General features: G+C 36.6%; 23 protein-coding genes and 1 riboswitch. Of the genes, 20 read left to right on the top strand and 3 right to left on the bottom strand.

Annotated features, from left to right (window positions below; translation table 11 throughout):
* Positions 1-24: 24 nt before the first annotated feature.
* Positions 25-624 (bottom strand): FUSC family protein, encoded by a 600-nt coding sequence (locus tag AC806_RS05885; RefSeq protein WP_371862633.1) that lies wholly within the window; start codon positions 622-624, stop codon positions 25-27.
* A 131-nt stretch (positions 625-755) separates the two neighbouring features.
* A complete protein-coding gene (locus AC806_RS05880) occupies positions 756-1,709 on the bottom strand; it encodes a Gfo/Idh/MocA family protein (RefSeq protein ID WP_061840491.1) in 954 nt (317 codons plus the stop codon).
* 136 nt (positions 1,710-1,845) lie between these two features.
* Here AC806_RS05880 and AC806_RS05875 point away from each other — a divergent pair, with 136 nt between their 5' ends.
* The 17 genes from AC806_RS05875 to lpdA all read left to right on the top strand — a co-directional run bounded on the left by AC806_RS05875 (position 1,846) and on the right by lpdA (position 21,346).
* Complete coding sequence (locus tag AC806_RS05875; protein WP_061840489.1) at positions 1,846-2,358, top strand: hypothetical protein; 513 nt, start codon at positions 1,846-1,848, stop codon at positions 2,356-2,358.
* Positions 2,359-2,381: 23 nt separating this feature from the next.
* On the top strand, positions 2,382-3,167 hold the full coding sequence (locus AC806_RS05870; protein ID WP_014124917.1) for a M15 family metallopeptidase: 786 nt from the start codon (positions 2,382-2,384) through the stop codon (positions 3,165-3,167).
* Positions 3,168-3,174: 7 nt separating this feature from the next.
* The gene (locus AC806_RS05865; RefSeq protein WP_061840487.1) at positions 3,175-3,783 is read left to right on the top strand and encodes a glycoside hydrolase family 73 protein; all 609 of its coding nucleotides are present in this window, start codon (positions 3,175-3,177) and stop codon (positions 3,781-3,783) included.
* Positions 3,784-3,798: 15 nt separating this feature from the next.
* Positions 3,799-4,491, top strand: a complete 693-nt coding sequence (locus tag AC806_RS05860; protein WP_061840485.1) for a beta/alpha barrel domain-containing protein — start codon at positions 3,799-3,801, stop codon at positions 4,489-4,491.
* Positions 4,492-4,793: 302 nt separating this feature from the next.
* A complete protein-coding gene (locus AC806_RS05855) occupies positions 4,794-6,542 on the top strand; it encodes a sensor histidine kinase (RefSeq protein WP_061840477.1) in 1,749 nt (582 codons plus the stop codon).
* Positions 6,543-7,271 carry a LytTR family transcriptional regulator DNA-binding domain-containing protein gene (locus AC806_RS05850; RefSeq protein WP_061840475.1) on the top strand — a complete coding sequence of 243 codons (729 nt, stop codon included), beginning with the start codon at positions 6,543-6,545 and terminating at the stop codon, positions 7,269-7,271. It abuts the gene before it with no gap.
* Positions 7,272-7,415: 144 nt separating this feature from the next.
* Complete coding sequence (locus tag AC806_RS05845; protein ID WP_061840474.1) at positions 7,416-8,918, top strand: carbon starvation CstA family protein; 1,503 nt, start codon at positions 7,416-7,418, stop codon at positions 8,916-8,918.
* Between the two features lie 167 nt (positions 8,919-9,085).
* Positions 9,086-9,182: riboswitch (purine riboswitch) on the top strand.
* A gap of 63 nt (positions 9,183-9,245) precedes the next feature.
* Positions 9,246-9,827 (top strand): xanthine phosphoribosyltransferase, encoded by a 582-nt coding sequence (locus tag AC806_RS05840; protein WP_014124911.1) that lies wholly within the window; start codon positions 9,246-9,248, stop codon positions 9,825-9,827.
* A gap of 232 nt (positions 9,828-10,059) precedes the next feature.
* A complete protein-coding gene (gene purK, locus AC806_RS05835) occupies positions 10,060-11,148 on the top strand; it encodes a 5-(carboxyamino)imidazole ribonucleotide synthase (protein ID WP_014124910.1) in 1,089 nt (362 codons plus the stop codon).
* A gap of 16 nt (positions 11,149-11,164) precedes the next feature.
* Positions 11,165-12,463 (top strand): adenylosuccinate lyase, encoded by a 1,299-nt coding sequence (purB, locus tag AC806_RS05830; RefSeq protein WP_061840473.1) that lies wholly within the window; start codon positions 11,165-11,167, stop codon positions 12,461-12,463.
* Between the two features lie 14 nt (positions 12,464-12,477).
* Positions 12,478-13,392, top strand: a complete 915-nt coding sequence (locus AC806_RS05825; RefSeq protein ID WP_014124908.1) for an aldo/keto reductase — start codon at positions 12,478-12,480, stop codon at positions 13,390-13,392.
* 155 nt (positions 13,393-13,547) lie between these two features.
* Positions 13,548-14,525: a GMP reductase gene (guaC, locus tag AC806_RS05820; protein ID WP_014124907.1), complete on the top strand. Its 978-nt coding sequence runs from the start codon at positions 13,548-13,550 to the stop codon at positions 14,523-14,525.
* 49 nt (positions 14,526-14,574) lie between these two features.
* Positions 14,575-15,687 carry a non-hydrolyzing UDP-N-acetylglucosamine 2-epimerase gene (wecB, locus tag AC806_RS05815; protein ID WP_014124906.1) on the top strand — a complete coding sequence of 371 codons (1,113 nt, stop codon included), beginning with the start codon at positions 14,575-14,577 and terminating at the stop codon, positions 15,685-15,687.
* Between the two features lie 434 nt (positions 15,688-16,121).
* Positions 16,122-17,228 carry a pyruvate dehydrogenase (acetyl-transferring) E1 component subunit alpha gene (gene pdhA / locus AC806_RS05810; RefSeq protein ID WP_061840471.1) on the top strand — a complete coding sequence of 369 codons (1,107 nt, stop codon included), beginning with the start codon at positions 16,122-16,124 and terminating at the stop codon, positions 17,226-17,228.
* Positions 17,229-17,230: 2 nt separating this feature from the next.
* Positions 17,231-18,208 carry an alpha-ketoacid dehydrogenase subunit beta gene (locus AC806_RS05805; protein WP_014124904.1) on the top strand — a complete coding sequence of 326 codons (978 nt, stop codon included), beginning with the start codon at positions 17,231-17,233 and terminating at the stop codon, positions 18,206-18,208.
* A gap of 107 nt (positions 18,209-18,315) precedes the next feature.
* Positions 18,316-19,932, top strand: coding sequence for a dihydrolipoyllysine-residue acetyltransferase (locus tag AC806_RS05800; RefSeq protein ID WP_014124903.1), 1,617 nt, complete (start codon positions 18,316-18,318; stop codon positions 19,930-19,932).
* Between the two features lie 7 nt (positions 19,933-19,939).
* A complete protein-coding gene (gene lpdA / locus AC806_RS05795) occupies positions 19,940-21,346 on the top strand; it encodes a dihydrolipoyl dehydrogenase (RefSeq protein ID WP_014124902.1) in 1,407 nt (468 codons plus the stop codon).
* Between the two features lie 54 nt (positions 21,347-21,400).
* Here the strand turns inward: lpdA and AC806_RS05790 are convergent, their stop codons facing one another.
* Positions 21,401-21,631, bottom strand: a complete 231-nt coding sequence (locus tag AC806_RS05790) for a hypothetical protein (RefSeq protein ID WP_041591825.1) — start codon at positions 21,629-21,631, stop codon at positions 21,401-21,403.
* 217 nt (positions 21,632-21,848) lie between these two features.
* Between AC806_RS05790 and AC806_RS05785 the strand changes: the two genes are divergently transcribed.
* The 3 genes from AC806_RS05785 to typA all read left to right on the top strand — a co-directional run bounded on the left by AC806_RS05785 (position 21,849) and on the right by typA (position 24,912).
* The gene (locus AC806_RS05785) at positions 21,849-22,124 is read left to right on the top strand and encodes a UPF0223 family protein (RefSeq protein ID WP_014124901.1); all 276 of its coding nucleotides are present in this window, start codon (positions 21,849-21,851) and stop codon (positions 22,122-22,124) included.
* Between the two features lie 5 nt (positions 22,125-22,129).
* The gene (locus tag AC806_RS05780) at positions 22,130-22,915 is read left to right on the top strand and encodes an inositol monophosphatase family protein (RefSeq protein WP_069028967.1); all 786 of its coding nucleotides are present in this window, start codon (positions 22,130-22,132) and stop codon (positions 22,913-22,915) included.
* A 164-nt stretch (positions 22,916-23,079) separates the two neighbouring features.
* Positions 23,080-24,912 (top strand): translational GTPase TypA, encoded by a 1,833-nt coding sequence (gene typA, locus AC806_RS05775; RefSeq protein ID WP_014124899.1) that lies wholly within the window; start codon positions 23,080-23,082, stop codon positions 24,910-24,912.
* Positions 24,913-24,963 lie beyond the last annotated feature (51 nt).

Raw genomic sequence — 24,963 nt, 5'->3', positions numbered from 1 at the left:
AAAAAAGACAAGTGAGTTTTTGCTTCACTTGTCTTTTTTTTCCTCATCCTTTATTCTGTCATGTATTTGCGATAATTCATTTTGCAACGCTTGTTCTTGTTCTTTTAACTTTGTTAAGTCGTTTTCTATTTCTCTTTGTTCTTCTGTTTCTGGTGGCTTTATAACAATATTTAAAAAGATAGCAACGCCAACGCCAATAAAGGTATCAACAATCCGATCGAGCGCTACAATAACTGATTCTGCTTGAGGTGTACTTAAGGTAATCAAGATAAAAGTAGCAATACCGGTAATGATGCCAGAATTGTTGTCAATTCCATCTTGAAAAATAACCACTATAGCGACTAATATAGGTAACAAGACTAGCTGTAAAAACAATGTGTGTGGGAAAAAGTGTTGTACCACAAGATAAATCATAGCAGCAACACTGCCCACTGTATTACCTAAAATACGTTCTTTTCCTATACTAACAGTCGATGTCATATCTTGCCGCAAAGAAACAACAGCTGCGATTGTTGCGATCAACGGATTATCCCGACCAAGAACATGAAAAAGCAAAACACACACTACCACAGATAAAGCAGTTTTGAATGTCCTCATTCCAAGCCTAAACCGACCGATACCGATATGCATAGTATTGGTGCTCCTCCCTATAAACATATTTTACTCAATTTTAGGTGTTTTTTCCAGTGCTAGACAATGGATAAATAGCAAAAAGAAAATACGAGAAACCCCAGGGAAATTCCTGGAGCTTTGGTTTATTGAGCTTCCCAAAAACTACGCATTTCATCTAAGACTTGAATAACGTCAGTTGTCAGTGGAAGTGTTGTATTCTCATTTCCCTTAATAGTGTCTATCATATTTTGTACTTCATAATTTAAGGCATCTTTTGCGTTTCCAGCTTCAACGGTTTGCGTTTCCCCCGTGCGATAGGTAATTTCAGCTTGTTCAGCTCTAGGATACTCGTCAATCGTAATATATCCTTTTTCATAAGCAATAATTCCCTTTTTAGGCATTTTTGCTTGGAAAGACAGATTTACAGAAGCCATTTCGTTATGGTCATTTTTCAAAATTGTCATGGATTCTTCATCAACGCCCGTTTCAAAAGGAATCATTTCGCTATACGATACACTCGGAGCTGAGCTTAGGAAAAAACGTGCAAAAGAAACGGCATAGGTACCTATATCTAATAAAGCACCACCAGCTAGATCCGGATTAAAGAAACGATTGTTAGGATCTGGCTCTTTGTAACTGCCAAAAGGTGCTTGGATCATTTTTAATTTTCCTAGTTCACCTGAGTCGGCGATTTCTTTTAATTTTTGGTATAATGGCATATTAAAAATTGTCATTGCTTCTTGTAGGACGAGCTTATTTTCGTTTGCCAATTCTGTTTCTTCTTGTAATTCAGCACTAGTCATTGTAATTGCTTTTTCACATAAAACATGCTTTCCTTTTTGTAAAGCTTTTGTGATATAGTAGTGATGGATGTTATTTGGCACTGCGACATATACCATATTAATGTCTGGATTATCTAACATTTCTTCAACTGTTTCGTAAACACTAGAGATTGAATACTCTTTTGCAAAAGCTTTTGTTTTTTCAAAGTCTCTAGCAGCAACACCTGTGATACTACTTTCTGTACTTTTAAAGTTTTTAGCAAATTGATGGGCGATATCTCCTGTTCCTATGATTCCCCATTGATAATTTTGCATATTATCTCTCCTTATTGACATTTTTTCATGTTATTACCTAGTATAACAGATAGATGATAAAATTGACTAAATGTTAGAATAAAAAGTTTTTATTTATGTGATATTTTCAGTAAAATATGAATAGGAGGAATTTACAATGAATGATATATATATTGATTTGATCATTAGTACAATTATTGAAAATTATGGCTCTGAAGAAGCGTTTTATGAAGACCGCTTAGGTGTTTCACCCTATAGATGGCAAAATTGGAAAAAAAGTCGAGGTAATTTATCTCCTGAAGAAATGCAAAAAATCAAAAATCTTTTTAGTGACTATGAGTGGATGTTACTGCAAAAAGTCTTGCGCCAAACCATTATTTATCCGGAAAAAAGAATGATTGCTGTTTCTGAATTTCGTCGCATGAAAACTAAAATTGCAAGACAATGGCTAAATATCGGTCTTGCGACGGTAGAAATCCTCGATACAAAAGAAGAAAATAATTACGGACAGTATCTTGACATGAGAGTAACTATTCATTATGGTGAGTGGGGTTTTGATGATATCATCAATTTCCGTTTACCCGCTTATATTCAACAACAGATCGATAATGAGCAAGTTGCGTTATTGGATTGGGTAAATGATAAATTAGAAGAGACTTATAATTCTTAATAGTAAGGAGGTGTCTAATTTTTTTGAAGCGTTATTTAAAAATAATTATATTGAGTATTGTTGGTGTTTTTTTAATCTATGGTATTAATCGCTTTGTAACAAAACCATTTGAAGAACCTGGTGGACAAGAAGCTGTTGCAAAAGATTCAACTAGTAAAACTGATGAAGGTCAAACACAAAATAGTGAAAATGATGACTTGCCTGATTCCTCAGTTGACGATTGGTCACTTACTTTAGTGGGTCCAGATGATGCTTTAGAAAAAGACATCTCCGCTGATAAAATTGCAGATATTCCAAATACAAACATGCAATTAGATAAACGAGTGATAGAACCTTATCAAGAGTTTAGCGAAGCCGCACAAAAAGCAGGTTATCCTTTGGTTATTATTTCAGCTTATCGTTCGATAGATTATCAAAAACAAGTTTTTGATAGACGTGTTGCTCAGTTTGAAAGCCAAGGAATGGATGAAAAAGAAGCAGAAGATAAAACAAAAGAAACTTCTACTGAACCTAAACATAGTGAGCATCACACGGGTCTTGCTTTGGACATTGTAGATGAAAATTGGCAACAATCTTATTCGGATGAGGTTTTGTCTGCTGACTTTGGTAAAGAAGATAGCGCTAAATGGTTAGCTGATCATGCAAGTGACTATGGATTTATTTTACGTTACCCTAAAGGCAAAGAAGAAATCACTAAGATTAGTTATGAACCCTGGCATTTTCGTTATGTCGGTAAAAAGAACGCCAAATATATAGAAGAACACGAGCTGACGTTGGAAGAATATCTTGATCAATTAAATGAAAAGTAGGTTGTGTATGGCAAGAAAGAAGAAAAATCAACTTAAAATGCCCGCGATAATTGTGGGTTTTCTCTTGATTTTAGTAGGTTTTGTCTTTTCCTTGATGAGTTTATCAGACCCTGTGAACAATCATAGCCCGCTTGTTCATCAGGAAGATGAGGATATGACAAAACAGGAGTTTATTGACCGTCTACGCCCACATGCAGAAGAATTACAAGAAGGATATGGTATTCTCCCTAGTATTATTATCAGCCAAGCAGCATTGGAATCTAACTGGGGACGCAGTCAACTAGCTCATGAGTATAATAATTTGTTTGGTATCAAGGCCTATGGAAATCAAGACAAGGTGAATCTTGAAACAAAAGAGTATGTAAATGAGCAATGGATCACTATCGAAGGAGATTTTCGTGTATATCATTCTTGGGAAGATTCTATGGATGATCATACGATGCTATTTGTAAACGGTGTTGATTGGAATCCGCAAAAATATGAAGATGTATTAACAGCACAAAGTCATCAAGAAGCCGCTGAAGCATTGCAAGAAGATGGTTATGCGACAGATCCTGGTTATGCTGATAAAGTAATAGAAGTGATTGAAAATTATCAGTTAGACCAATATGACTAGAGGAGTTGGTTTAAAATGAGCGATCAATTTATCCCTAATATCACTACTGAATTGAGAAAAGATATCGTTAAAGTACCTGAAGCGATTCAAGAGGCAAGCGGGATCATTGTTTTTGGTAAGAAAATTCGGTCAATTATTTATACAACAGATATTGCGATTATTCGTAATACAAATGCTAATGCTGTAATTGCGGTTTATCCTTTTACACCCCACCCAGCGATTACCAAAAGTATTATTGAGGCAGCTGATATCCCTGTTTTTTCAGGTGTTGGTGGCGGATTAACACAAGGTATCAGAGCCAATTATATGAGTCTTTTTGCAGAAGCACAAGGTTCTATAGGTGTGGTGCTGAATGGTCCCACGCCAGTCGATACGGTAGAAGAGGTTTGTAAAATTGTCGATATTCCAGTTGTCTGTACTGTGACTAGCGCTTATTCTTTGATAGAAGAAAAGCTGGAAAGTGGTGTAAAAATTATTAATATCAGTGCTGGAAGGGACACGCCAGAAGTTGTCGCTTATTTTCGTAAACTCTATCCAGAATTGCCGATTATGGCTACTGGCGGTCCAACAGATGAAAGCATTCGAGCTACTATTCAAGCCGGAGCTAATGCGATTACTTATACACCACCTTCTAATGGGGAATTATTCAGTAAAAAGATGGATCTATATCGACAACAAGAACTGGAAAAATATAAAAGGTTATATTGAGCCAAAACATGATGAAAATAGATACCTTTTTGTTTAGTCAAAAAGGTATCTATTTGTGTAACTTTAAGTTTAATATAAAATCAGATTACGGTTGCGACCTGCATTTTAAATGAAAGCTAATTAAGCTTGTTAAAAGTTGATTTTTAAATGTAAATAGTCTCAACAGATCATTGTTTTCATGAGCTTAGCTTTTAAAACTAAAGCCCTTTTAATAGTTAGTAAGAAAAAGTTGAGGGCATATAGACGCAAGTAGGTTGAAGCACTATAATTAATGTAATAAAGAAAGTGAATAGGAGGTAAAAATGTTTTCCTTATTTATTTTGCTTTTTGAACGTGTCGGTCTTATTATACTGATCGCATATTTATTATTAAATATGCCGTCTTTCAAACAAAAATTAACCAATCGCAAGAAGGGGTCCACGCAAGCGCTACTTATTTTGATTTTTGGCTTATTCGCGATTATTTCTAATTTTAGTGGTATTGAAATACAGAATGGAGAAGTTTCTTCAAACATTTTATTAGCAAAATTATCCGAGCAAGCTTCTTCAGTTAATACTAGAACACTCACAATTGGCATCTCCGGAATAACTGGTGGTCCAATCGTAGGTATTGCAGTAGGTGCTATTTCAGGTATTGTACGTTTCTATCAGGGAGGGATCGATCCGCAAGTCTATGTTTTTTCTTCTTTGTTTATCGGCCTAGCAGCTGGTTTGTATGGACAAAAATTTATTAAAAAAGAAAGCTTTCCGCTACCCGCAAAAGGTGCACTAATGGGAGCAGGCGTAGAAATGATTCAGATGGCTTGTATTCTTTTATTTAGCAGTTCATTTACTGATGCTTGGCAACTCGTTCGCTTTATTATTTTGCCAATGACATTAATCAACAGTTTCGGTGTGGCGGTTTTTCTGTCTATTATTCATACGGCACAAAGACAAGAGTTACAAGCAAGAGCAATTCAAACTCACGATGTGTTGGAGCTAGCTAATGCTACGCTTCCTTATTTTCGTTCTGGTTTAGATGAACGATCTTGTAAAAAAGCGGCAGAAATTATAAAGAAATTTATGAAAGTTTCTGCGGTCAGTATTACCGATAAAGAACAAATTCTTGCTCATGTAGGTGTAGGAAGTGATCATCATCTTCCTTCTCATGAAATAAGTACAGACTTGTCTCATGATGCTTTGCACACAGGAGAAATTAAAGAAGCACATTCTCATGAAGAAATTGGTTGTGATGTCCCTGGTTGTTTACTTGAAGCGGCAATTGTCATCCCTTTGAAAACTGCAAAAGGAATTGTGGGGACGTTGAAGCTGTATTTCACAGACGCTGAAGAACTAACATTTGTTGAGCGTCAATTAGCTGAAGGTTTGGGCAATATTTTTTCTAGTCAAATCGAATTAGGAGAAGCAGAGGTTCAAGCAAGACTTTTACAAGATGCGGAAATAAAATCTTTGCAGGCACAAGTAAACCCGCATTTCTTTTTTAATGCAATCAATACCATATCAGCACTGATTCGCGTGGATAGTGAAAAAGCAAGAAAACTATTGATACAGCTGAGTCAGTTTTTCCGCTCAAATTTGCAAGGAGCACGTAAGAATCTTATTCCTTTGGAAAAAGAGCTCGAGCAGGTAAAATCTTATCAACTTTTAGAACAAGCACGTTTTCCAGATCGTTATACCGTCCATCTTGAAATCGAGGAAGGTTTGGAGAAAATTGCTGTGCCACCATTTATCGTGCAAATCTTAGTAGAAAACGCTTTTAAGCATGCGTTTCGTTCAAGAAAAACGGATAATCATGTTTGGATTAATGTATCTAAAAAAGAAGATGATGCAAATATTCAAGTACAAGATAATGGCGCGGGTTTATCAGATGGTATTGTTCAACAACTAGGTAAAGAAGTGGTTCCTTCTCAAAAAGGGACAGGCTCTGCTTTAGAAAATTTAAACCGGCGACTTGTAAGTTTATTTGGAGAAAAATCCTGCCTTACATTTGACTCCAATCAAGAAGGGACACTTGTATCTTGTCTAATACCTATGAAAAAAGAGAGTGATTGAATGTACGTTTTATTAGTAGATGATGAAGCTTTAGCTCGTAATGAGTTAAAATATTTGTTAAAGCAGTGTGAAGGCGTTGCTTCTATTATGGAAGCAAGCACAGTACAAGAAGCCTTAGAAATTTTGTTGACTACAACTATTGATTTGGCTTTTCTCGATATTCAATTAACGAACGAATCTGGTTTAGATTTAGCAGATAAAATAAAACAAATGCCTCATCCACCATTTATTGTTTTTGCTACAGCTTATGATGAATATGCTATTGAAGCTTTTGAAAAAAACGCAAGAGATTATATCTTAAAACCCTTTGAATTAGAAAGAGTACAAGAAGCAGTAGATCGTGTCCGCCAAAGTAATCAATCGCAGCATTTGTCCTTTGAAACAAAAGAACAAAGTCAAGCAAAACAGAATATACCTATTCAGGATGGAGATCGGATTATTATGGTAAAGGTGGCTGATATTTTGACTCTGGAAGCATCAAAAGGTATAACAAAGATTTATACCAAGGTCAAAACTTATCATACCCAATCATCTTTAACTTATTGGCAACAGAGGTTAGATGAAGAAACTTTTATGCGAGTCCATCGTTCTTTTATCGTTAAAATTGCTGCTATTCATGAGATTCAACCTTGGTTTAATCATACTTATCAGCTAACCATCACAGACCAATTGAAAATTCCTGTGAGTCGGTCCTATATCAAAAGTTTCAGAGAAAGATTAGGGTTGTGAAAAATTTCGCAAAAATACTTATATATGTATCTGAGTAAAGCAGGTGTGTAAGTTGGCCTGCTTTTTTGTCATTTCGTTATGAAAACGATTTATATATCTTTTCATCTTTTATACTTAACTCAAGAAATAGAGGGGGGCGAACAAATGATAACATTATTAGGTGGAATAGGGTTATTAATTCTTGGCTATGTTTTCTATGGTGCTTATATAGAAAAAAACTTTCAAATCAAACCTGATCGCGTGACACCAGCTAAAGCGTTACGCGATGGTTATGATTTTGTTCCTATGTCAAAATCTAAAAACGCCATCATTGAATTATTAAATATTGCAGGTACAGGTCCTATCTTTGGTCCGATTATGGGCGCACTTTATGGTCCGGTTGCTTATTTATGGATTGTTTTAGGTTGTATATTTGCTGGTGGTGTTCATGACTACATGCTTGGTATGATTTCACTAAGAAACAACGGGGCTCATTTACCGGAATTGGCAAGTAAATATTTAGGAAGTCCTGTAAAACATGTGGTCAATATCTTTTCAATGTTACTTTTACTACTTGTAGCTACAGTTTTTGTATCTTCACCTGCGAATTTGATGGCGGATATCACACCAAGCTGGATGACGGTTGGCATTATCACGGCCCTTATTTTTGTTTATTATTTAATTTCTACAGTATTACCAATTGATAAAGCACTTGGGAAAGTTTTCCCTATTTTTGGGGCAATCTTAATTATCAGTACTGCTGCTATAGGTGTAAGTTTATTATTTAGTGGTTACAGTATTCCCAATCTAAGCATGCAAACAATGAATAATTTTCATCCTGAAGGAACAGCTATTTTTCCAGCACTTTTCTTCACGATTTCTTGTGGGGCTCTGTCTGGCTTCCATGCTACACAAGCACCTATGGTTTCACGTACGACTGAAGGGGAAAAAGAAGGACGCTTTACTTTCTACGGTATGATGATAGGCGAAGGTGTCATCGCGATGATTTGGGCAGCAGCTTCGATGACGTTGTTTGATGGGCAAACATTAAACGGTATGATCAATGCAGGTACACCTTCTGCTGTTGTAAATGAAGTTTCTATTAACTTGCTTGGGAATGTTGTAGGAACAATTGCGATTATTGGTGTCATTGTTCTTCCGATCTCTTCTGGTTTATCAGCATTTAGAAGTTGCCGAACAATTTTGGCGGATTATATTGGCATGAAACAAGATAAGATCAAAAAGATTTTAATGGTTGCTGTTCCTTTATTCGCCATTTCATTTGTGCTTACACAAATTGATTTTAATATCCTTTGGCGCTATTTTAACTGGGCTAACCAGGTAACTGCGGTGATCTCATTATTGGTTTCTACTCGTTATCTCTTTTTGAAAGAAAGAAATTATTTCGTTACCTTTATTCCTGGGGCTTTAATGCTGTATGCTTGTATCGTCTATATCCTTAGCGAACCGATTGGCTTACAGATGGGACTCACGCCATTATCTTATACTTTAGGTGTTGTTTTGACGCTAGGAATTCTTTGGTTATTCTGGCGTACAGGTTTGAAACAAAAATCGGCACTTTCACCAAACAGCCAATTTATAAACGATCAATGGCCAATTAAAAGTTTTACAAAAAGTAAAGAAGCCTCTGACGTAGGTAAATCATAAAAAAACGTCTTATGAGTTAAATATTACAAAATAAACGATAAGTATTTGATTAAAACACAAATACTTGTCGTTTATTTTATACTAGAAATAGTAGTTTTGTTACTTTTTTAGTTTTTTCAGAAAATATTTTTGCAATAGCTTGTAATTTATCTTGTATCAAGGCATAATATTTATAAGTACTATATACTTATATATAGCCGTAATTGGACGGCTGTCTCTACCCGATACCGTAAATATCGGACTATAAGTCAAAAATGTGTCTAACTGCACACTTTTTTGACTTTGTTCAAAAAAGGTGCTTTTTTTAATTGAAAAAGGAGAGTAGAAATGGAAGAATTGGTTCGCCGTATACAAAATGATGGTAATGTTTTGTCTGAGGGTGTATTAAAAGTCGATCGATTTATCACCCATCAAGTAGATCCTGAATTAATGGAAAAAATTGGTGCTAGATTAGCAGAAGTTTTTGCTGATAAGAAAATTACTAAGGTGGTAACCATTGAAGCATCAGGTATTGCTCCTGCAATATATGCGGCACAAAGTTTAAACGTGCCAATGATTTTTGCTCGGAAAGCTAAAAGCTTAACAATGGATGAAGAATTGCTCACTAGTTCAGTTTATTCTTTTACTAAACAGCTAGCTAGTACGATTTCTATTTCACGAAAATTTTTAAACGAACAAGATCATGTCTTGATCGTAGATGATTTTTTAGCTAATGGTCAAGCGGCTAAAGGATTGATCGAGTTGTGCCAACAAGCAGGGGCAGAAGTAGAAGGCATAGGTATCGTGATTGAAAAAAGCTTCCAAATGGGTAGGCAATTACTAGAAGATATGGGTGTACCTGTTGTTTCCCTAGCTCGTATTGATTCACTAGATGACGGGAAAGTTTCATTCAAAGAAGCAGATGCATAGAAGTTGCGAAGTTATCTAACCAACTAAACAAAAAGCCTGTTTAGTTGGTTATTTCTTTTTAAATGAAAAGTTAAACGATTTCAATTTAAAATGTCTAAACATTTTTATTTTTAATAAAATTTTTCATTTAACTATTTAGTGACTACTTGCGACTCGGTGATTTTCAAGGTATCATTTAAAAGTAGATATGAAACAATAATGGAAAGTAGGGATCAACTTGGTCAGACCTTTGATGCCAGGTGGAACAATTGGTATTGTCGGCGGAGGACAACTTGGAAAAATGATGGCTATTAGCGCGAAAAATATGGGTTTTCATGTAGGGGTATTGGATCCTGTAGGTGATTGTCCAGCTGCTCAGCTAGCAAATTGGCATATTGTTGCTGATTGCGATGATGTCCTTGCCTTGGAAGAACTAGCTAAACGAAGTGATCTTATCACTTATGAAACAAGTAAAATCAGCGTGGATGGCCTAAATGCTATCATTGATTCTGTCAACGTCCCACAGGGAACTGATTTACTGGCGATCACGCAAGATCGTTTGATGGAAAAATCATTTTTAGAAACAAATAATATTGTTATCCCGCCCTATGAAACAATTATTAGCCCCACTGATATTCAAGAAGCCATTGATAGTATTGGCTTTCCTTGTGTACTAAAAACGACACGTGATACAGACCAACAGTATATCTTAAAGGATATGTCTGATTTAGCTCCTTCTATGAATTTGCTTAGAGAAGGAACGTGTGTATTAGAAGCTTTAATTCCTGTAAAAAAAGAATTATCTGTTCTAATTGCTGGAAACGGCTTTGAATGTTCGTCCTTTCCAGTAGTCGAAACTATTTATCGAGACAGCGTTTTATTTGAAACAATTGCTTCTGCTGATGTAGAAAAAGAAGTCGCAGAAGAGGTAAAACGTATTGGCGTACAAATAGGAGAGGCTTTAAATCTGCGTGGCGTTTTAGCTATTGAAATGGTTTTAACAGCCTCTGGAAGTATCTATACTACCAAGTTAACGCCGCGCCCTCATAGCATTGGAAATTATTCCGTTGATGTTTGTAACATAAGCCAATTTGACGCACATATTCGTGGCATTTGCGGTTGGCCTTTAGGCGATATTCAGTTATTTAGTAAGGCTGTGACAGTAAATATTTTAGGTGAGGCTTTAAATACCAGTCTAAAATTAATTTTAGAAAAAACGAATTGGAATTTTTATTATTACGGTAAAAAAAGAACGGTAAATAATCGCAAAATGGGACATATTACTATCCCAACTGCAACACCTGAGGCGATTTTAAACGAAATTGCTGCGACGAATTTGTAAGTAAAAGGAGAAAAATATGTTAGATCGTTATACTCGTAAAGAGATGGGAAAGATTTGGTCAGATGAGAATCGCTATAATGCATGGCTTGCTGTTGAAATTCTAGCAGACGAGGCTTGGACGGAATTAGGAGAAATTCCGCAAGAAGATATGAAAAATATCAAGGACAAGGCTTCTTTTGATATAACTCGAATTCAAGAAATTGAAGCACAAACGAAACATGACGTGGTAAGTTTTACAAGAGCGGTTTCTGAATCTTTAGGTCAAGAAAGTAAATGGATACACTATGGACTTACTTCTACTGATGTTGTTGATACAGCTTATGGTTATTTAATGAAACAAGCCAATGAAATCTTGCGTCAAGATTTAAAAAAATTCGCTGAGGTAATTGCTGCAAAGGCTAAAGAATATAAATATACAGTTATGATGGGGCGGACGCATGGTGTTCATGCCGAACCTACGACTTTTGGCTTGAAACTTGCCTTATGGTATGCAGAAGTAAAACGTCACATTGAACGTTTTGAACATGCTGCTAGTGGGGTAGAAGCTGGTAAAATAAGCGGTGCTGTAGGGACATTTGCGAATACACCACCATTTGTTGAACAATATGTGTGCGAGAAGTTAGGCTTGCGTGCACAAGATATTTCTACTCAAGTTTTGCCACGAGATTTGCATGCTGAATATATTGCAAGTATGGCGCTAGTTGCGACCAGTATTGAAAAATTCGGCACAGAAATTCGAGGTCTGCAAAAATCGGAAACACGTGAAGTTGAAGAATTTTTCTCCAAAGGGCAAAAGGGCTCTTCAGCTATGCCGCATAAAAGAAACCCCATCGGTTCTGAGAATATGGCTGGTTTAGCTCGCGTTATTCGTGGTCATGTGATCACTGCTTATGAAGATGTTACTTTATGGCATGAACGTGATATCTCTCATTCTTCAGCGGAAAGAGTGATCTTACCTGATACAACGATCTTACTTGACTATATGTTGACACGGTTTACGAACATTTTGGAAAACCTTACTGTATTACCAGAAAATATGAAAAAAAACATGGGGGCAACCTATGGGCTGATTTACAGTCAACATGTATTGTTAAAATTAATTGATCATGGCATGACTCGTGAAGAAGCTTATGACTTAATCCAACCAAAAACAGCACAAGCATGGGACGAGCAAACCGATTTTCGTTCTTTATTAGAAAAAGATGCCGATATTAGGAATGTGTTATCTCAAGAAGACTTAGATGAGGCTTTTGATTATCGTTATCATTTAAAAAATGTGGATGAGATTTTTAAACGGGTAGGTTTAGATAACTAAAGGAGGAAACGACCATGAAACAGCTGAAATTTGGATCAACTGGCATTGAAGTCCCTAGTGTAATATTAGGCTGTATGCGGATGAATTCTGCAACAGAACCAGAAAAAGTGCTGCAAACAGCGGTAGAGCATGGCATAACGTTTTTTGACCATGCGGATATTTACGGTAGCGGCGAATGTGAGCAAGTGTTTGCTAATAGTTTGGCTAAGACATCGATTAAGCGAGAAGATTTATTTATTCAATCAAAGTGCGGTATTGTGCCAGGAGAAATGTATGATTTTTCTAAAGAACACATTATACAAGCAGTCAATGGAAGTTTAAAACGTCTGCAAACTGACTACCTAGACGCTCTACTTTTGCACCGTCCTGATACATTAATGGAACCTGAAGAAGTTGCCGCCGCTTTTGACGAGTTAGCAACACAAGGCAAAGTCCGGCATTTTGGTGTAAGTAATCATAATCCTATGCAGATTAAGTTGTTGCAAAAGACAGTCAAGCAACCTCTTGAGGCGAATCAATTACAATTTGGTTTAATGCATACAGGCATGATCGATGAAGGACTATATGTTAACCGCAAAGAGACGCAGGCAAGTGAACGTGACGGGGAAATTTTAGAATTTTCTCGTTTAAAAAATATGACTATTCAGGCATGGTCTCCTTATCAAGCTAGTTCAGTAAAAGAAGTTTTTATCAATAATGATCGCTTTCCTGAATTAAACCAAAAATTAGCTGAGTTGGCTGAAAAATATCATACTACGCCTAATGGACTTGCTTCTGCCTGGGTTTTACGTCATCCAGCGAATATGCAAATAATTGCAGGAACAATGAACAGCAAAAGAATTGAAGAGATCGCACAAGCATCTGAAATTCAACTCTCTCGAAAAGATTGGTATCAACTTTATCTCTCAGCTGGCAATGGTTTACCATAAAAAAAGCGGCCGATTGTTCGTTAAACACGAACAATCGGCTGTTTTGTTTATAGAAAAGTAAAAGTTTAATTGCAAAAAAGTTTCATTTACGCTAAGTTATTAGAGGTTCGATAAAAAATAACGAATAAAGCGAGAGGATGTTATCGATGTTTGATATGCAAGTGTTTGATTATGAGGATATTCAATTAATACCTAATAAATGTATCGTCGACAGCCGCTCAGAATGTGACACCAGTGTTACTTTAGGGAAACATACATTTAAAATGCCAGTGGTTCCAGCAAATATGCAAACGATTGTAGATGAATCTATTTCGCAGCATTTGGCGGAAAATGGTTATTTTTATATTATGCATCGTTTTGATGAAAAAGCAAGAATTCCCTTTATCAAAAGAATGAAGAAAAAAGATCTCATTACTTCTATTAGCGTCGGCGTTAAAGAGGGCGAATATACTTTTATTGACGAGTTAGCAAAAGAAAATCTTATTCCGGATTATATAACTATTGATATTGCCCACGGGCATTCAAATTCAGTGATTGCTATGATTCAGTATATCAAGAAAAATCTACCACAAACCTTTGTTATTGCCGGAAATGTAGGAACGCCAGAAGCTGTTCGTGAATTAGAAAATGCGGGAGCTGATGCGACTAAAATTGGTATCGGTCCAGGAAAAGTATGTATCACTAAATTAAAAACCGGTTTTGGTACAGGGGGGTGGCAATTAGCTGCGCTACGTTGGTGTTCAAAAGCAGCTAGAAAACCGATTATTGCTGACGGAGGTATTCGTACTCATGGGGATATCGCTAAATCCGTGCGCTTTGGTGCCGCTATGGTTATGATCGGTTCTTTATTTGCAGGACACGAGGAATCGCCTGGTGAAACAAAAGTTGAAAATGGGACAGTTTACAAGGAATATTTTGGTTCTGCTTCTGAGTTTCAAAAAGGTGAGAAGAAAAATGTTGAAGGTAAAAAGATTTGGGTCGTGCACAAAGGATCATTTCAAGATACTTTAAACGAAATGCAACAAGATTTGCAATCGGCTATTTCTTATGCAGGGGGCAAAGACCTAGATTCTATCCGTACTGTAGATTATGCTATTGTAAAAAATTCAATATTTAATGGGGATACAATTTAGTATGGTTTGTTTTTATTTTGTTTGGTAGAATAATGCTGAGGTGAAAGAGATGCCAATTAAAGTAATGACGATATTTGGCACACGGCCAGAAGCAATCAAAATGGCGCCGGTTGTCAACGCATTAAAAAAAGATGAGCGTTTTTCCGCAAAAACAGTAATTACTGCGCAGCATCGAGATATGCTAGATCAGGTATTACAAATTTTTGATATCAAGGCTGATTATGATTTAGATATTATGTCTCAAGGTCAAACGTTGACAGATATCACAACAAAAGTTTTATTAGATTTACAGCCGATTTTACAAAAAGAACAGCCTGATATAGTGCTTGTTCATGGAGATACGACGACTACTTTTGCGGCAGCGACTGCAGCTTTTTACCAACAAGTCAGAATCGGTCATGTCGAAGCAGGCTTGCGAACTTGGAATAAGTACTCCCCTTTTCCAGAAGAAGCGAACCGGCAGATGACCGATGTATTAGCTGATTTATTTTTCGCGCCAACTGAACAAAGTAAACAAAATTTACTAGCAGAAAATCATCCTGAAAAAGCGATTGTTATTACTGGAAATACTGCGATTGATGCGATGAAATTTACCGTAAGAAAAGATTACAATGCGCCTTCTCTAGCATCAGCAGGGCAACGTCAATTGGTGCTTACTATGCATCGTCGTGAAAATTTGGGCTCACCTATGATTCAGGTATTTTCTGCTTTACGGCGAATTGCTCAAGAATTTCCCGATGTATCTATTGTTTTTCCTATGCATAAAAATCCGCAAGTACGTAAACTTGCTAGTGAAAAGTTAGCTGATTTAAAAAACGTTCAGTTGATTGAACCTCTCGGAGTCATTGATTTTCACAATTTTATCGCTAACAGTTATTTAGTTTTAAGCGATTCTGGGGGAGTACAAGAAGAAGCACCTTCCTTAGGTGTGCCGGTACTTGTTTTACGAGATACCACTGAACGTCCGGAAGGAATTGACGCGGGCACCTTAAAACTGATAGGAACTCAGGAAGAAGAAGTTTATCGATCAACGAAGATTTTATTGAATGATCAGCGAATCCACACAGCTATGGCACAGGCAAAAAACCCATACGGCGATGGCTTTGCAAGTGAATACATTTTAGATAGTATTTATAGCTATTTTAATGATAGCAAGATATAAAAATTTAAGTTAGATATCATATCTAATCATAAAAGAAACTGTACAGGCATATCATTGTGTTTGTACAGTTTCTTTTGTTAAGAAAGCTATTATTTGTGATTTGGATAACGCAATATAAAGGAAGTAAACTTATAAGGGTTATTCATCTGTTTCTTTCATTTTTTTAAACTGTACTAATTTTGTGATAAAAAACACGAACTCATTTTATAAAAGCGAACGTTTCCTAAATCGTTTACTTTTTTTAAAAAACTTTATTTTTTTAGGGCTATAAAACAGGAATAATACAATTTTCATAAATAATTTACTTGTATTTTTGTAATAAAAATGATAATTTTATAATTGTAGGCGGTTAAAACAGTAATACAGAATTTTTTGCTGTTATAATGAGCCATAACATAGAAACAATTGATAAAAAGAGAGGACAGTGTGACAAGATGGCAAAGAAGAAGACGATTGACTTTCAAGCATTGCTAGATGAAGTTGATACGCTATTTCCAACTTACCAAGCTATGGATAAAGATGGAAACATAGTAGATGAATCATTGGTACCTGATTTAAGTGATGAAGATTTAGTTGAATTGATGAGTCGAATGGTGTGGTCACGTGTATTAGACCAACGCTCAACTGCTTTGAATCGTCAAGGACGTTTAGGATTTTTCGCTCCGACTGCTGGACAAGAAGCAAGTCAATTGGCAAGTCATTTTGCTTTTGAAAAAGAGGATGTTTTACTTCCTGGATATCGTGATGTACCCCAATTAATACAACATGGTCTTCCGCTATACCAAGCGTTCTTATGGTCACGTGGACACGTTGTGGGAAATGAATATAGTGATGATTTACATGCTTTACCACCACAAATCATTATTGGTGCACAATATGTACAATCCGCTGGTGTAGCCCTAGGTTTGAAAAAACGTGGAAAAAAGAATGTAGTATTTACTTATACAGGTGATGGCGGTTCTTCTCAAGGGGACTTCTATGAAGCATTGAACTTTGCTGGATCTTACAAAGCAAATGGTGTATTTTTTGTACAAAATAACGGCTTTGCGATTTCTGTACCACGTGAACACCAAACAGCTGCTAGCACCCTTGCGCAAAAAGCGGTTGCAGCAGGAATTCCTGGAATCCAAGTAGATGGTATGGATCCATTTGCCGTATATACTGTTTCAAAATTAGCTCGCGAATGGGCAGCGAATGGTAACGGACCAGTGTTGATCGAAGCTGTAACTTACCGTTATGGTGCACATACATTGTCAGGAGACGACCCAACCCGTTACCGTTCAAAAGACTTGGACGAAGAGTGGGAAAAGAAAGATCCATTGATCCGTTTCCGTAACTATTTAGAAAATAAAGGCCTTTGGTCAGAAGAAAAAGAAGAAGAAGTTATGGAAAATGCAAAACAAGAAATCAAAGATGCGATTGCTGAAGCGGACAAAATTCCAAAACAAAAAGTAACTGATTTCTTGAAGAATATGTTTGAAGAACAACCGCAAAATATTCAAGAACAAATTAAACAATACGAAGCGAAGGAGTCGAAATAATCATGGCACAAAAAACAATGATTCAAGCAATCACGGATGCCTTAGCTGTTGAATTGGAAAAAGATGAAGATGTCTTGGTTTTTGGTGAAGACGTTGGTAAAAACGGTGGCGTATTCCGTGCTACTGCTGATTTACAAGATAAATTCGGCGAAGATCGAGTTTTTGATACACCATTAGCTGAATCAGGTATTATGGGTTTATCTTTTGGGTTAGCTTTAGAAGACTTTCGAGCTGTGCCTGAAATTCAATTTTTCGGCTTTGTATTTGAAGCAATGGACGAAATTGTTGGACAAATTGCACGTACGCGTTATCGCATGGGAGCTAGTCGTAACTTACCAATTACACTGCGCGCACCATTTGGCGGTGGTGTGCACACGCCAGAATTACACTCTGATAACTTAGAAGGATTGATCGCTCAAGCACCTGGTATACGTTTGGTTATTCCTTCCAACCCTTACGATGCAAAAGGTTTACTTATTTCTTCTATTAGAAGTAATGATCCAGTTGTTTTCTTAGAACATATGAAACTTTATCGTTCATTCCGTGAAGAAGTTCCAGATGGTGAATATGAAGTGCCACTAGATAAAGCTGGGATTGCCAAAGAAGGAAACGATGTAACGATCGTAACTTATGCTGCTATGGTACGTGAAGCTTTGAAGGCGGCCGAAAATCTGGAAAAAGAAAATATCAGCGTAGAAGTTATTGATCTACGTACAGTTTCTCCAATTGATTATGAAACAATCATTGCGTCTGTTGAAAAAACGAATCGCGTTGTGGTTGTGCAAGAAGCACAAAAACAAGCAGGTGTAGCTGCAAATATTTCTTCTGAAATTGCTGAAAAAGCAATCCTTTCATTAGAAGCTCCAATTGGACGTGTTTCAGCACCGGATACAATTTATCCATTCGGACAAGCTGAAGGTGATTGGTTACCAAATGCAAAAGACATTGAAGAAAAAGTTAGAGAAACTGTAAACTTCTAATAAAAAATTGAAGATGTTTTTTAGAGATAAGAGTAAGAAGTTATTTTTCTCTTATCTCTTCAAAATGTCTGTTTGTAAAATGAACGCTAAATAAAGGAGATATCAAAATGGCATTTCAATTTAAATTACCAGATATCGGTGAAGGGATTGCCGAAGGTGAAATTGTTAAATGGATGGTTAAGCCTGGTGATACGATCAATGAAGACGATACATTGCTTGAGGTACAAAATGATAAGTCGGTAGAAGAAATCCCTTCTCCAGTTACAGGAACAATTAAAAATATTTTAGCTGATGAAGGAACAACTGCAGCCGTTGGTGATACATTAGTAGAAATTGACGCAGAAGGTTATGAAGATGAAGATAGTAACAACACAGCTGCTCCTAAAGAAGAACAGACACCTGCAGCGCCAGCATCAGATGCTGAGTCTGGTGAAGAAGGCTTTTATGAGTTCAAATTACCAGATATTGGTGAAGGAATGGCAGAAGGTGAAATCGCTAAGTGGATGGTTAAAGCAGGCGATACGATCAATGAAGACGATACATTGCTTGAAATTCAAAATGATAAATCAGTAGAAGAAATTCCTTCTCCAGTTACAGGTACGATCAAAAATATCTTAGTAGACGAAGGCACTGTGGCGAATGTAGGGGATACATTAGTAGAAATTGATGCGCCTGGCCATAACACTTCTAAAGCAAGCGCTCCAGCTGCTAGTGGAAAAACAGAAGAAGCAAGTACAGACACCACAGGCTCCACGGGCGTAGTTGAAGCTTCTGATCCTAATAAACGGGTATTAGCAATGCCATCTGTTCGTCAGTTTGCACGTGAAAACGATGTTGATATTACACAGGTTACCGCAACTGGGAAAGGTGGTCGTGTAACTAAAGAAGATATTGAAAGCTTCATTTCTGGTGGTTCTAAAGAAACAGCAGCTCAAACTCAAGAAACTGGTGAAAAAGCTGCAGCAGCTCAGCCAGAAGAAAAAGCGGCACCAGCTAAACCATTTGCTTCTAGCTTGTCTGACTTAGAAACACGAGAAAAAATGACGGCAACGCGTAAAGCTATTGCAAAATCAATGAGAAATAGTAAAGACACAGCACCACACGTTACTTTACATGATGAAGTTGAAGTAACAAAACTTTGGGATCAACGTAAGAGATTTAAATCCGTTGCCCAAGAAAATGGCACAAAATTAACGTTCTTACCATATGTAGTTAAAGCATTGACAGCTACAGTGAAGAAATTCCCTGTTTTGAATGCTTCTATCGATGATGTGTCTCAAGAAATTGTATATAAACATTATTACAACATCGGAATTGCAACAGATACAGACCATGGTTTGTATGTGCCAAATATCAAAGAAGCTGATCGCAAAGGTATGTTTGCTATTGCTGACGAAATCAACGAAAAAGCTGGTCTTGCCCACGAAGGTAAGTTGTCAGGTCAAGATATGCGCGATGGCTCAGTTACTATTAGTAACATCGGATCTGTAGGCGGTACTTGGTTTACTCCAGTCATTAACTATCCTGAAGTGGCTATTTTAGGTGTAGGTACGATCAAACAAGAACCTATCGTAAATGATGAAGGTGAAATTGTAGTGGGTCGTATGATGAAGTTATCATTGAGTTTTGACCATCGTATTGTAGATGGAGCTACTGCACAAACAGCAATGAATAATATCAAACGCTTGCTCAATGATCCAGAGTTACTATTAATGGAAGGATGATAAATAAATGGTCGTTGGAGATTTTGCCATAGAGTTAGATACAGTAGTGGTTGGTTCCGGACCTGGTGGCTATGTAGCTGCCATCCGTGCCAGCCAAAAAGGCCAAAAAGTTGCTATTATTGAAAGAGAAAACATCGGTGGTGTTTGTTTAAATGTAGGATGTATTCCTTCTAAAGCACTAATTGCTGCAGGACATCACTATCAAGATGCTAAAGATTCTGAAGCTTTTGGTATAAAAACAGAGAATGCTACTTTAGATTTTAGCAAAACACAAGAGTGGAAAGAAAATCAAGTTGTTAATAAATTAACTTCTGGTGTAAAAGGGCTTCTTAAGAAAAATAAAGTAGATGTTATCGAAGGGGAAGCTTTTTTTGTTGATGAAAATAGTTTACGTGTCATTCACCCTGATTCAGCCCAAACATATACATTTAATCATGCTATTGTGGCTACAGGCTCTCGTCCTATTGAAATTCCAGGTTTTAAATTTGGAGGCCGTGTCATAGATTCTACTGGCGGTCTGGCTTTAGAACAAGTGCCAGAAAAATTAGTTATTATCGGTGGCGGTGTGATTGGCGCTGAATTAGGTAGTGCTTATGCTAACCTCGGCTCTGAAGTAACTATTCTTGAAGGAACACCACAAATTTTGCCAACTTATGAAAAAGATTTGGTTAAACTTGTTGAAAATGACTTCAAAAAGCGGGATGTTAATATCATTACAAGTGCAATGGCTAAAGAAGCTATTGATAATGGCGATAGTGTAACTGTTAACTACGAAGCTGATGGGAAGCAAGAATCTGTAACAGCAGATTATGTCATGGTTACTGTTGGTCGTCGTCCGAATACAGATGAAATGGGTCTAGAACAAGCCGGTGTAGAAATTGGAGATCATGGTTTATTACCTGTAGATAACCAGGGTCGTACAAACGTTAAAAGTATCTTTGCTATTGGCGATGTTGTCCCAGGTGCTGCTTTAGCTCACAAAGCAAGTTATGAAGCAAAAATTGCTGCTGAAGCTATTTCAGGCGAAAAAGTTGCTGTAGATTATAAAGCCATGCCGTCCGTTGCTTTTACGGATCCTGAAATTGTAACTGTTGGCATGACTATTAATGAAGCTAAAGAAGCTGGACTAGATGCTAAAGCTTACAAGTTCCCATTTGCCGGCAATGGTCGAGCGCTTTCTTTGAATAAAACAGAAGGTTTCATTCGTCTTGTGACTACTGTTGAAGATGACGTTATTGTAGGAGCACAAATAGGTGGTGTTGGCGCATCTGACATGGTTTCGGAATTAGCCTTAGCTATTGAATCAGGAATGAATGCAGAAGATATTGCATTGACGATTCACCCACACCCTTCTTTAGGCGAAATTACAATGGATGCTTCCGAGTTAGCACTTGGTCTACCAATTCATACGTAAAAATTAATAAACCTTGTTAGATGGGAACGTCTAACAAGGCTTATTTTTTTCATTTTAAATCTTCATCACTTTATCCACTACACAATATTTTTTCACCACAAATTGATTTTTATTGTTGTAATTGCCAGCAATAACTATATTATTATCTTCTCTAACTTCGTATAAAAAATTCAACGAATGACTAGCGATAAGACAACTAATATTATTGACCTTAAAATGTATAAGAGGACGAGTGCTAAGTTTAATGACTTTAATCTTTGTTACTTTACCTTTTATTGTTATCAACTCTACTCACTCCTTGATAAACCAAGTTTGTTCAAATTGTCATCTTATAACCATTATACGAACAAACGTTCGAAAAGTAAAGTGTATAAATTTTATAGTACTAATAAGTGGTCATTTATTTTATGAAAATTGCTTACAAACTGTTTGCATGAGAGTTGTTCATTTTTTTAGTTATTGGTACACTAGAATTATGAGATAAAAGAAAATAGGTGAAAATATGCAAGATTATCAATATCCATTAGATACGGAATGGTCAACAGAAGAAATGGTCTTAGTTATGAATTTATGGCAAGCCCTAGAAGATAGTTACGAAAAGGGGATTTCTGCTGAGAAATTCCTCGAAGCTTATAATGGTTTTAAAACAGTTGTTAAGAGTCTAGGGGAAGAAAGAAGATTAGGTCGAGCGTTTGAAAAACTATCGGGATACTCATTATATAAAACAGTCCAAGAAGCCAAAGCGCATCCTGACAAGAAATTAAAAATGAAAGGATGAATTAGATGCAGATTATGATTAATGAAATAAAAAATTGGATAAAAGAAGCAGCAGATTTGGTCAAAGAAGAAATCGCTAAAAATGACATGACAATCGATACAAAAGAAGGTCGTAAAGACTTAGTTACTAGTGTTGATAAAAAAGTGCAAGATTTTTTAGTCGAACAAATCAATAATTTTGACCCAGAAGCCAAGATTTTGGCAGAAGAAGACGGTCGTGATCGTCTTACTGACTTTTCTGGGCGTGTTTTTGTTATTGATCCGATTGATGGTACGTTAAATTTTGTATTAGAAAAAGAAAATTTTTGTATTATGATTGGTGTCTATGAAGAAGGGAAAGGAAAATTAGGCTTTATTTATAATGTCATGCAAGATCATCTTTTATGGGGCGGCAGAGAAATTGGGGTTTTCATCAATGAAGAAAATCTAACAGTACCAAAAGATTTGTCTTTAAAAGATGGTTTAGTAGGCATGAATTCGAGTATGTATCGTAAAAACGCTTATAATGCGCAAATTATGGCTGAACGGTCCATGGGTGTCCGGATGTCCGGATGTGCCGGCTTAGAATTAATCGGTTTAATTGAAGGAGAACGAAATGCTTATGTTTCAAGTTTAGCGCCTTGGGATTATGCAGCAGGAAGTATCATGTTAGAAGCACTAGGCATGGAAGTTTCCGATATTAATGGGAATCCTTTAAAATTTGCTGGAAGGGAACTTTTTATGGCGGGAACGCCTTCGGCTTATAAAGAAATGAGAGCTCTAGTTGAACAGAGTGAAACTGAAAATAGCTAGTTATTAAGAAAATTTCATATTTGAAATGTTTTCACTAGTTTTCAGAAAGATTTTTTGATATAATGATTTGTCGGGAGAAATATACGCGCTAAAAGTAGACATAAGTTTTATTATCATTTAATTTGATGGATAATCTGGTTAGTTTTTAAAGGAGCAAATGAATATTGAAATATAGAGATACAATCCGTAACGTAGCAATTATTGCCCACGTTGACCACGGAAAAACAACATTAGTTGATGAACTATTAAAACAATCTGAAACATTAGAAGGAAGAACAGACCTACAAGAAAGAGCTATGGATAGCAACGACCTTGAAAAAGAACGTGGTATTACTATCTTATCTAAAAATACTGCCGTACAATATCGCAATACACGTATAAATATTTTAGATACGCCTGGCCACGCAGACTTCGGGGGTGAGGTCGAACGTATTATGAAAATGGTTGATGGTGTGGTTTTGCTAGTTGATGCTTATGAAGGGACGATGCCACAAACTCGTTTCGTTTTGAAAAAAGCATTAGATCAAAATGTAACGCCCATTGTGGTTGTTAATAAAATTGATAAACCGGCAGCTCGACCACAGTTTGTTGTAGATCAAGTGTTAGAATTGTTTATCGAATTAGGTGCTGATGATGACCAATTAGATTTTCCGGTAATCTATTCTTCGGCTATCAATGGTACTTCAAGTCTTTCAGAAGATCCTAGTGAGCAAAAAGCAACAATGGCGCCGATATTTGATACGATTATTGATCATATTCCAGAACCTGTTGATAACAGCGATGAACCTTTACAATTCCAAGTTTCCTTATTAGATTACAATGACTATGTAGGTCGTATTGGTATTGGTCGTGTCTTTCGCGGGAAAATCAAAGTTGGCGATCAGGTAGCTTTGATCAAACTGGATGGCACTGTTAAAAAATTCCGTGTAAGTCAGCTGTTCGGCTATTTTGGCTTGCAAAGACAAGAAATTCAAGAAGCTAAAGCAGGAGACTTAATAGCAGTTGCTGGTATGGGAGATATTTTCGTTGGTGAAACTGTAACACCTTCTGATCACCAAGATGCATTACCCATTTTACGTATTGACGAGCCTACGCTGCAAATGACATTTTTAGTTAATAATTCACCGTTTGCAGGTAAAGAAGGTAAGTATATTACAGCACGTAAACTTGAAGAACGTTTAATGCTAGAATTACAGACTGACGTTTCATTACGAGTGGAGCCTTTAACACCAGAATCTTGGACGGTTTCTGGACGTGGTGAACTTCATTTATCTATCTTGATTGAAAACTTACGTAGAGAAGGCTATGAACTTCAAGTTTCTCGTCCGGAAGTTATTGAACAAGAAATTGATGGTGTGAAATGCGAACCATTTGAAAGTGTGCAAATTGATACCCCAGAAGAATACATGGGATCTGTTATTGAATCATTGGGCTTGCGTAAAGGTGAAATGCAAGATATGATCAACGGCGGAAATGGGCAAGTACGGTTGATCTTTCAAGTGCCATCACGTGGTTTAATTGGTTATAACAATGAATTCTTATCCATGACACGTGGTTATGGCATTATGCACCATACTTTTGATCAATATTTGCCAATGCTTAATGCGCAACTTGCTGGTAGAAATCATGGAACATTAGTTTCTATCGATGCGGGTAAGGCTACTGCTTATTCTATTATGAATCTTGAAGAACGTGGCGAGATTTTTGTAGAGCCTAACACTGAAGTCTATGAAGGAATGATTGTTGGTGAAAATTCACGGGAAAATGATTTGTCTGTAAATATTACCAAGGGTAAGCAAATGACTAACGTTCGTTCGGCTAACAAAGACCAAACTTCTACCATCAAGAAACCACGCATCTTGACTTTAGAAGAATCTATTGAGTTCATTAATGAAGATGAATATTGTGAAATAACGCCAGAAAATATTCGGTTACGTAAACAAATCTTAAATACGAATGAACGAGCAAAAGCTTCTAAAAAACAAAAGAAAGCTTAAAAGTAAAAAAATTCCAGAGCCTTTTATTGAGGCTCTGGTTTTTTTATGAAG

The sequence above is a fragment of the Tetragenococcus halophilus genome (genome assembly GCF_001712815.1).
Lineage (GTDB): Bacteria > Bacillota > Bacilli > Lactobacillales > Enterococcaceae > Tetragenococcus > Tetragenococcus halophilus.
The sequence above is the reverse complement of the archived record's forward strand: the minus strand, read 5'-3'. Positions and strand labels throughout refer to the sequence as shown.

Bases quoted from the DNA above. Each gene is read 5' to 3' on its own strand.
- AC806_RS05825 (WP_014124908.1), top strand. From the start codon at position 12,478: ATGAAACAGCTGAAATTTGGATCAACTGGCATTGAAGTCCCTAGTGTA.
- purK (WP_014124910.1), top strand. From the start codon at position 10,060: ATGCCAGGTGGAACAATTGGTATTGTCGGCGGAGGACAACTTGGAAAA.
- lpdA (WP_014124902.1), top strand. From the start codon at position 19,940: ATGGTCGTTGGAGATTTTGCCATAGAGTTAGATACAGTAGTGGTTGGT.
- AC806_RS05785 (WP_014124901.1), top strand. From the start codon at position 21,849: ATGCAAGATTATCAATATCCATTAGATACGGAATGGTCAACAGAAGAA.
- AC806_RS05875 (WP_061840489.1), top strand. From the start codon at position 1,846: ATGAATGATATATATATTGATTTGATCATTAGTACAATTATTGAAAAT.
- AC806_RS05780 (WP_069028967.1), top strand. From the start codon at position 22,130: ATGCAGATTATGATTAATGAAATAAAAAATTGGATAAAAGAAGCAGCA.
- guaC (WP_014124907.1), top strand. From the start codon at position 13,548: ATGCAAGTGTTTGATTATGAGGATATTCAATTAATACCTAATAAATGT.
- purB (WP_061840473.1), top strand. From the start codon at position 11,165: ATGTTAGATCGTTATACTCGTAAAGAGATGGGAAAGATTTGGTCAGAT.
- AC806_RS05855 (WP_061840477.1), top strand. From the start codon at position 4,794: ATGTTTTCCTTATTTATTTTGCTTTTTGAACGTGTCGGTCTTATTATA.
- AC806_RS05800 (WP_014124903.1), top strand. From the start codon at position 18,316: ATGGCATTTCAATTTAAATTACCAGATATCGGTGAAGGGATTGCCGAA.
- AC806_RS05845 (WP_061840474.1), top strand. From the start codon at position 7,416: ATGATAACATTATTAGGTGGAATAGGGTTATTAATTCTTGGCTATGTT.
- AC806_RS05840 (WP_014124911.1), top strand. From the start codon at position 9,246: ATGGAAGAATTGGTTCGCCGTATACAAAATGATGGTAATGTTTTGTCT.
- wecB (WP_014124906.1), top strand. From the start codon at position 14,575: ATGCCAATTAAAGTAATGACGATATTTGGCACACGGCCAGAAGCAATC.
- AC806_RS05860 (WP_061840485.1), top strand. From the start codon at position 3,799: ATGAGCGATCAATTTATCCCTAATATCACTACTGAATTGAGAAAAGAT.
- AC806_RS05805 (WP_014124904.1), top strand. From the start codon at position 17,231: ATGGCACAAAAAACAATGATTCAAGCAATCACGGATGCCTTAGCTGTT.
- AC806_RS05865 (WP_061840487.1), top strand. From the start codon at position 3,175: ATGGCAAGAAAGAAGAAAAATCAACTTAAAATGCCCGCGATAATTGTG.
- AC806_RS05880 (WP_061840491.1), bottom strand. From the start codon at position 1,709: ATGCAAAATTATCAATGGGGAATCATAGGAACAGGAGATATCGCCCAT.
- pdhA (WP_061840471.1), top strand. From the start codon at position 16,122: ATGGCAAAGAAGAAGACGATTGACTTTCAAGCATTGCTAGATGAAGTT.
- AC806_RS05850 (WP_061840475.1), top strand. From the start codon at position 6,543: ATGTACGTTTTATTAGTAGATGATGAAGCTTTAGCTCGTAATGAGTTA.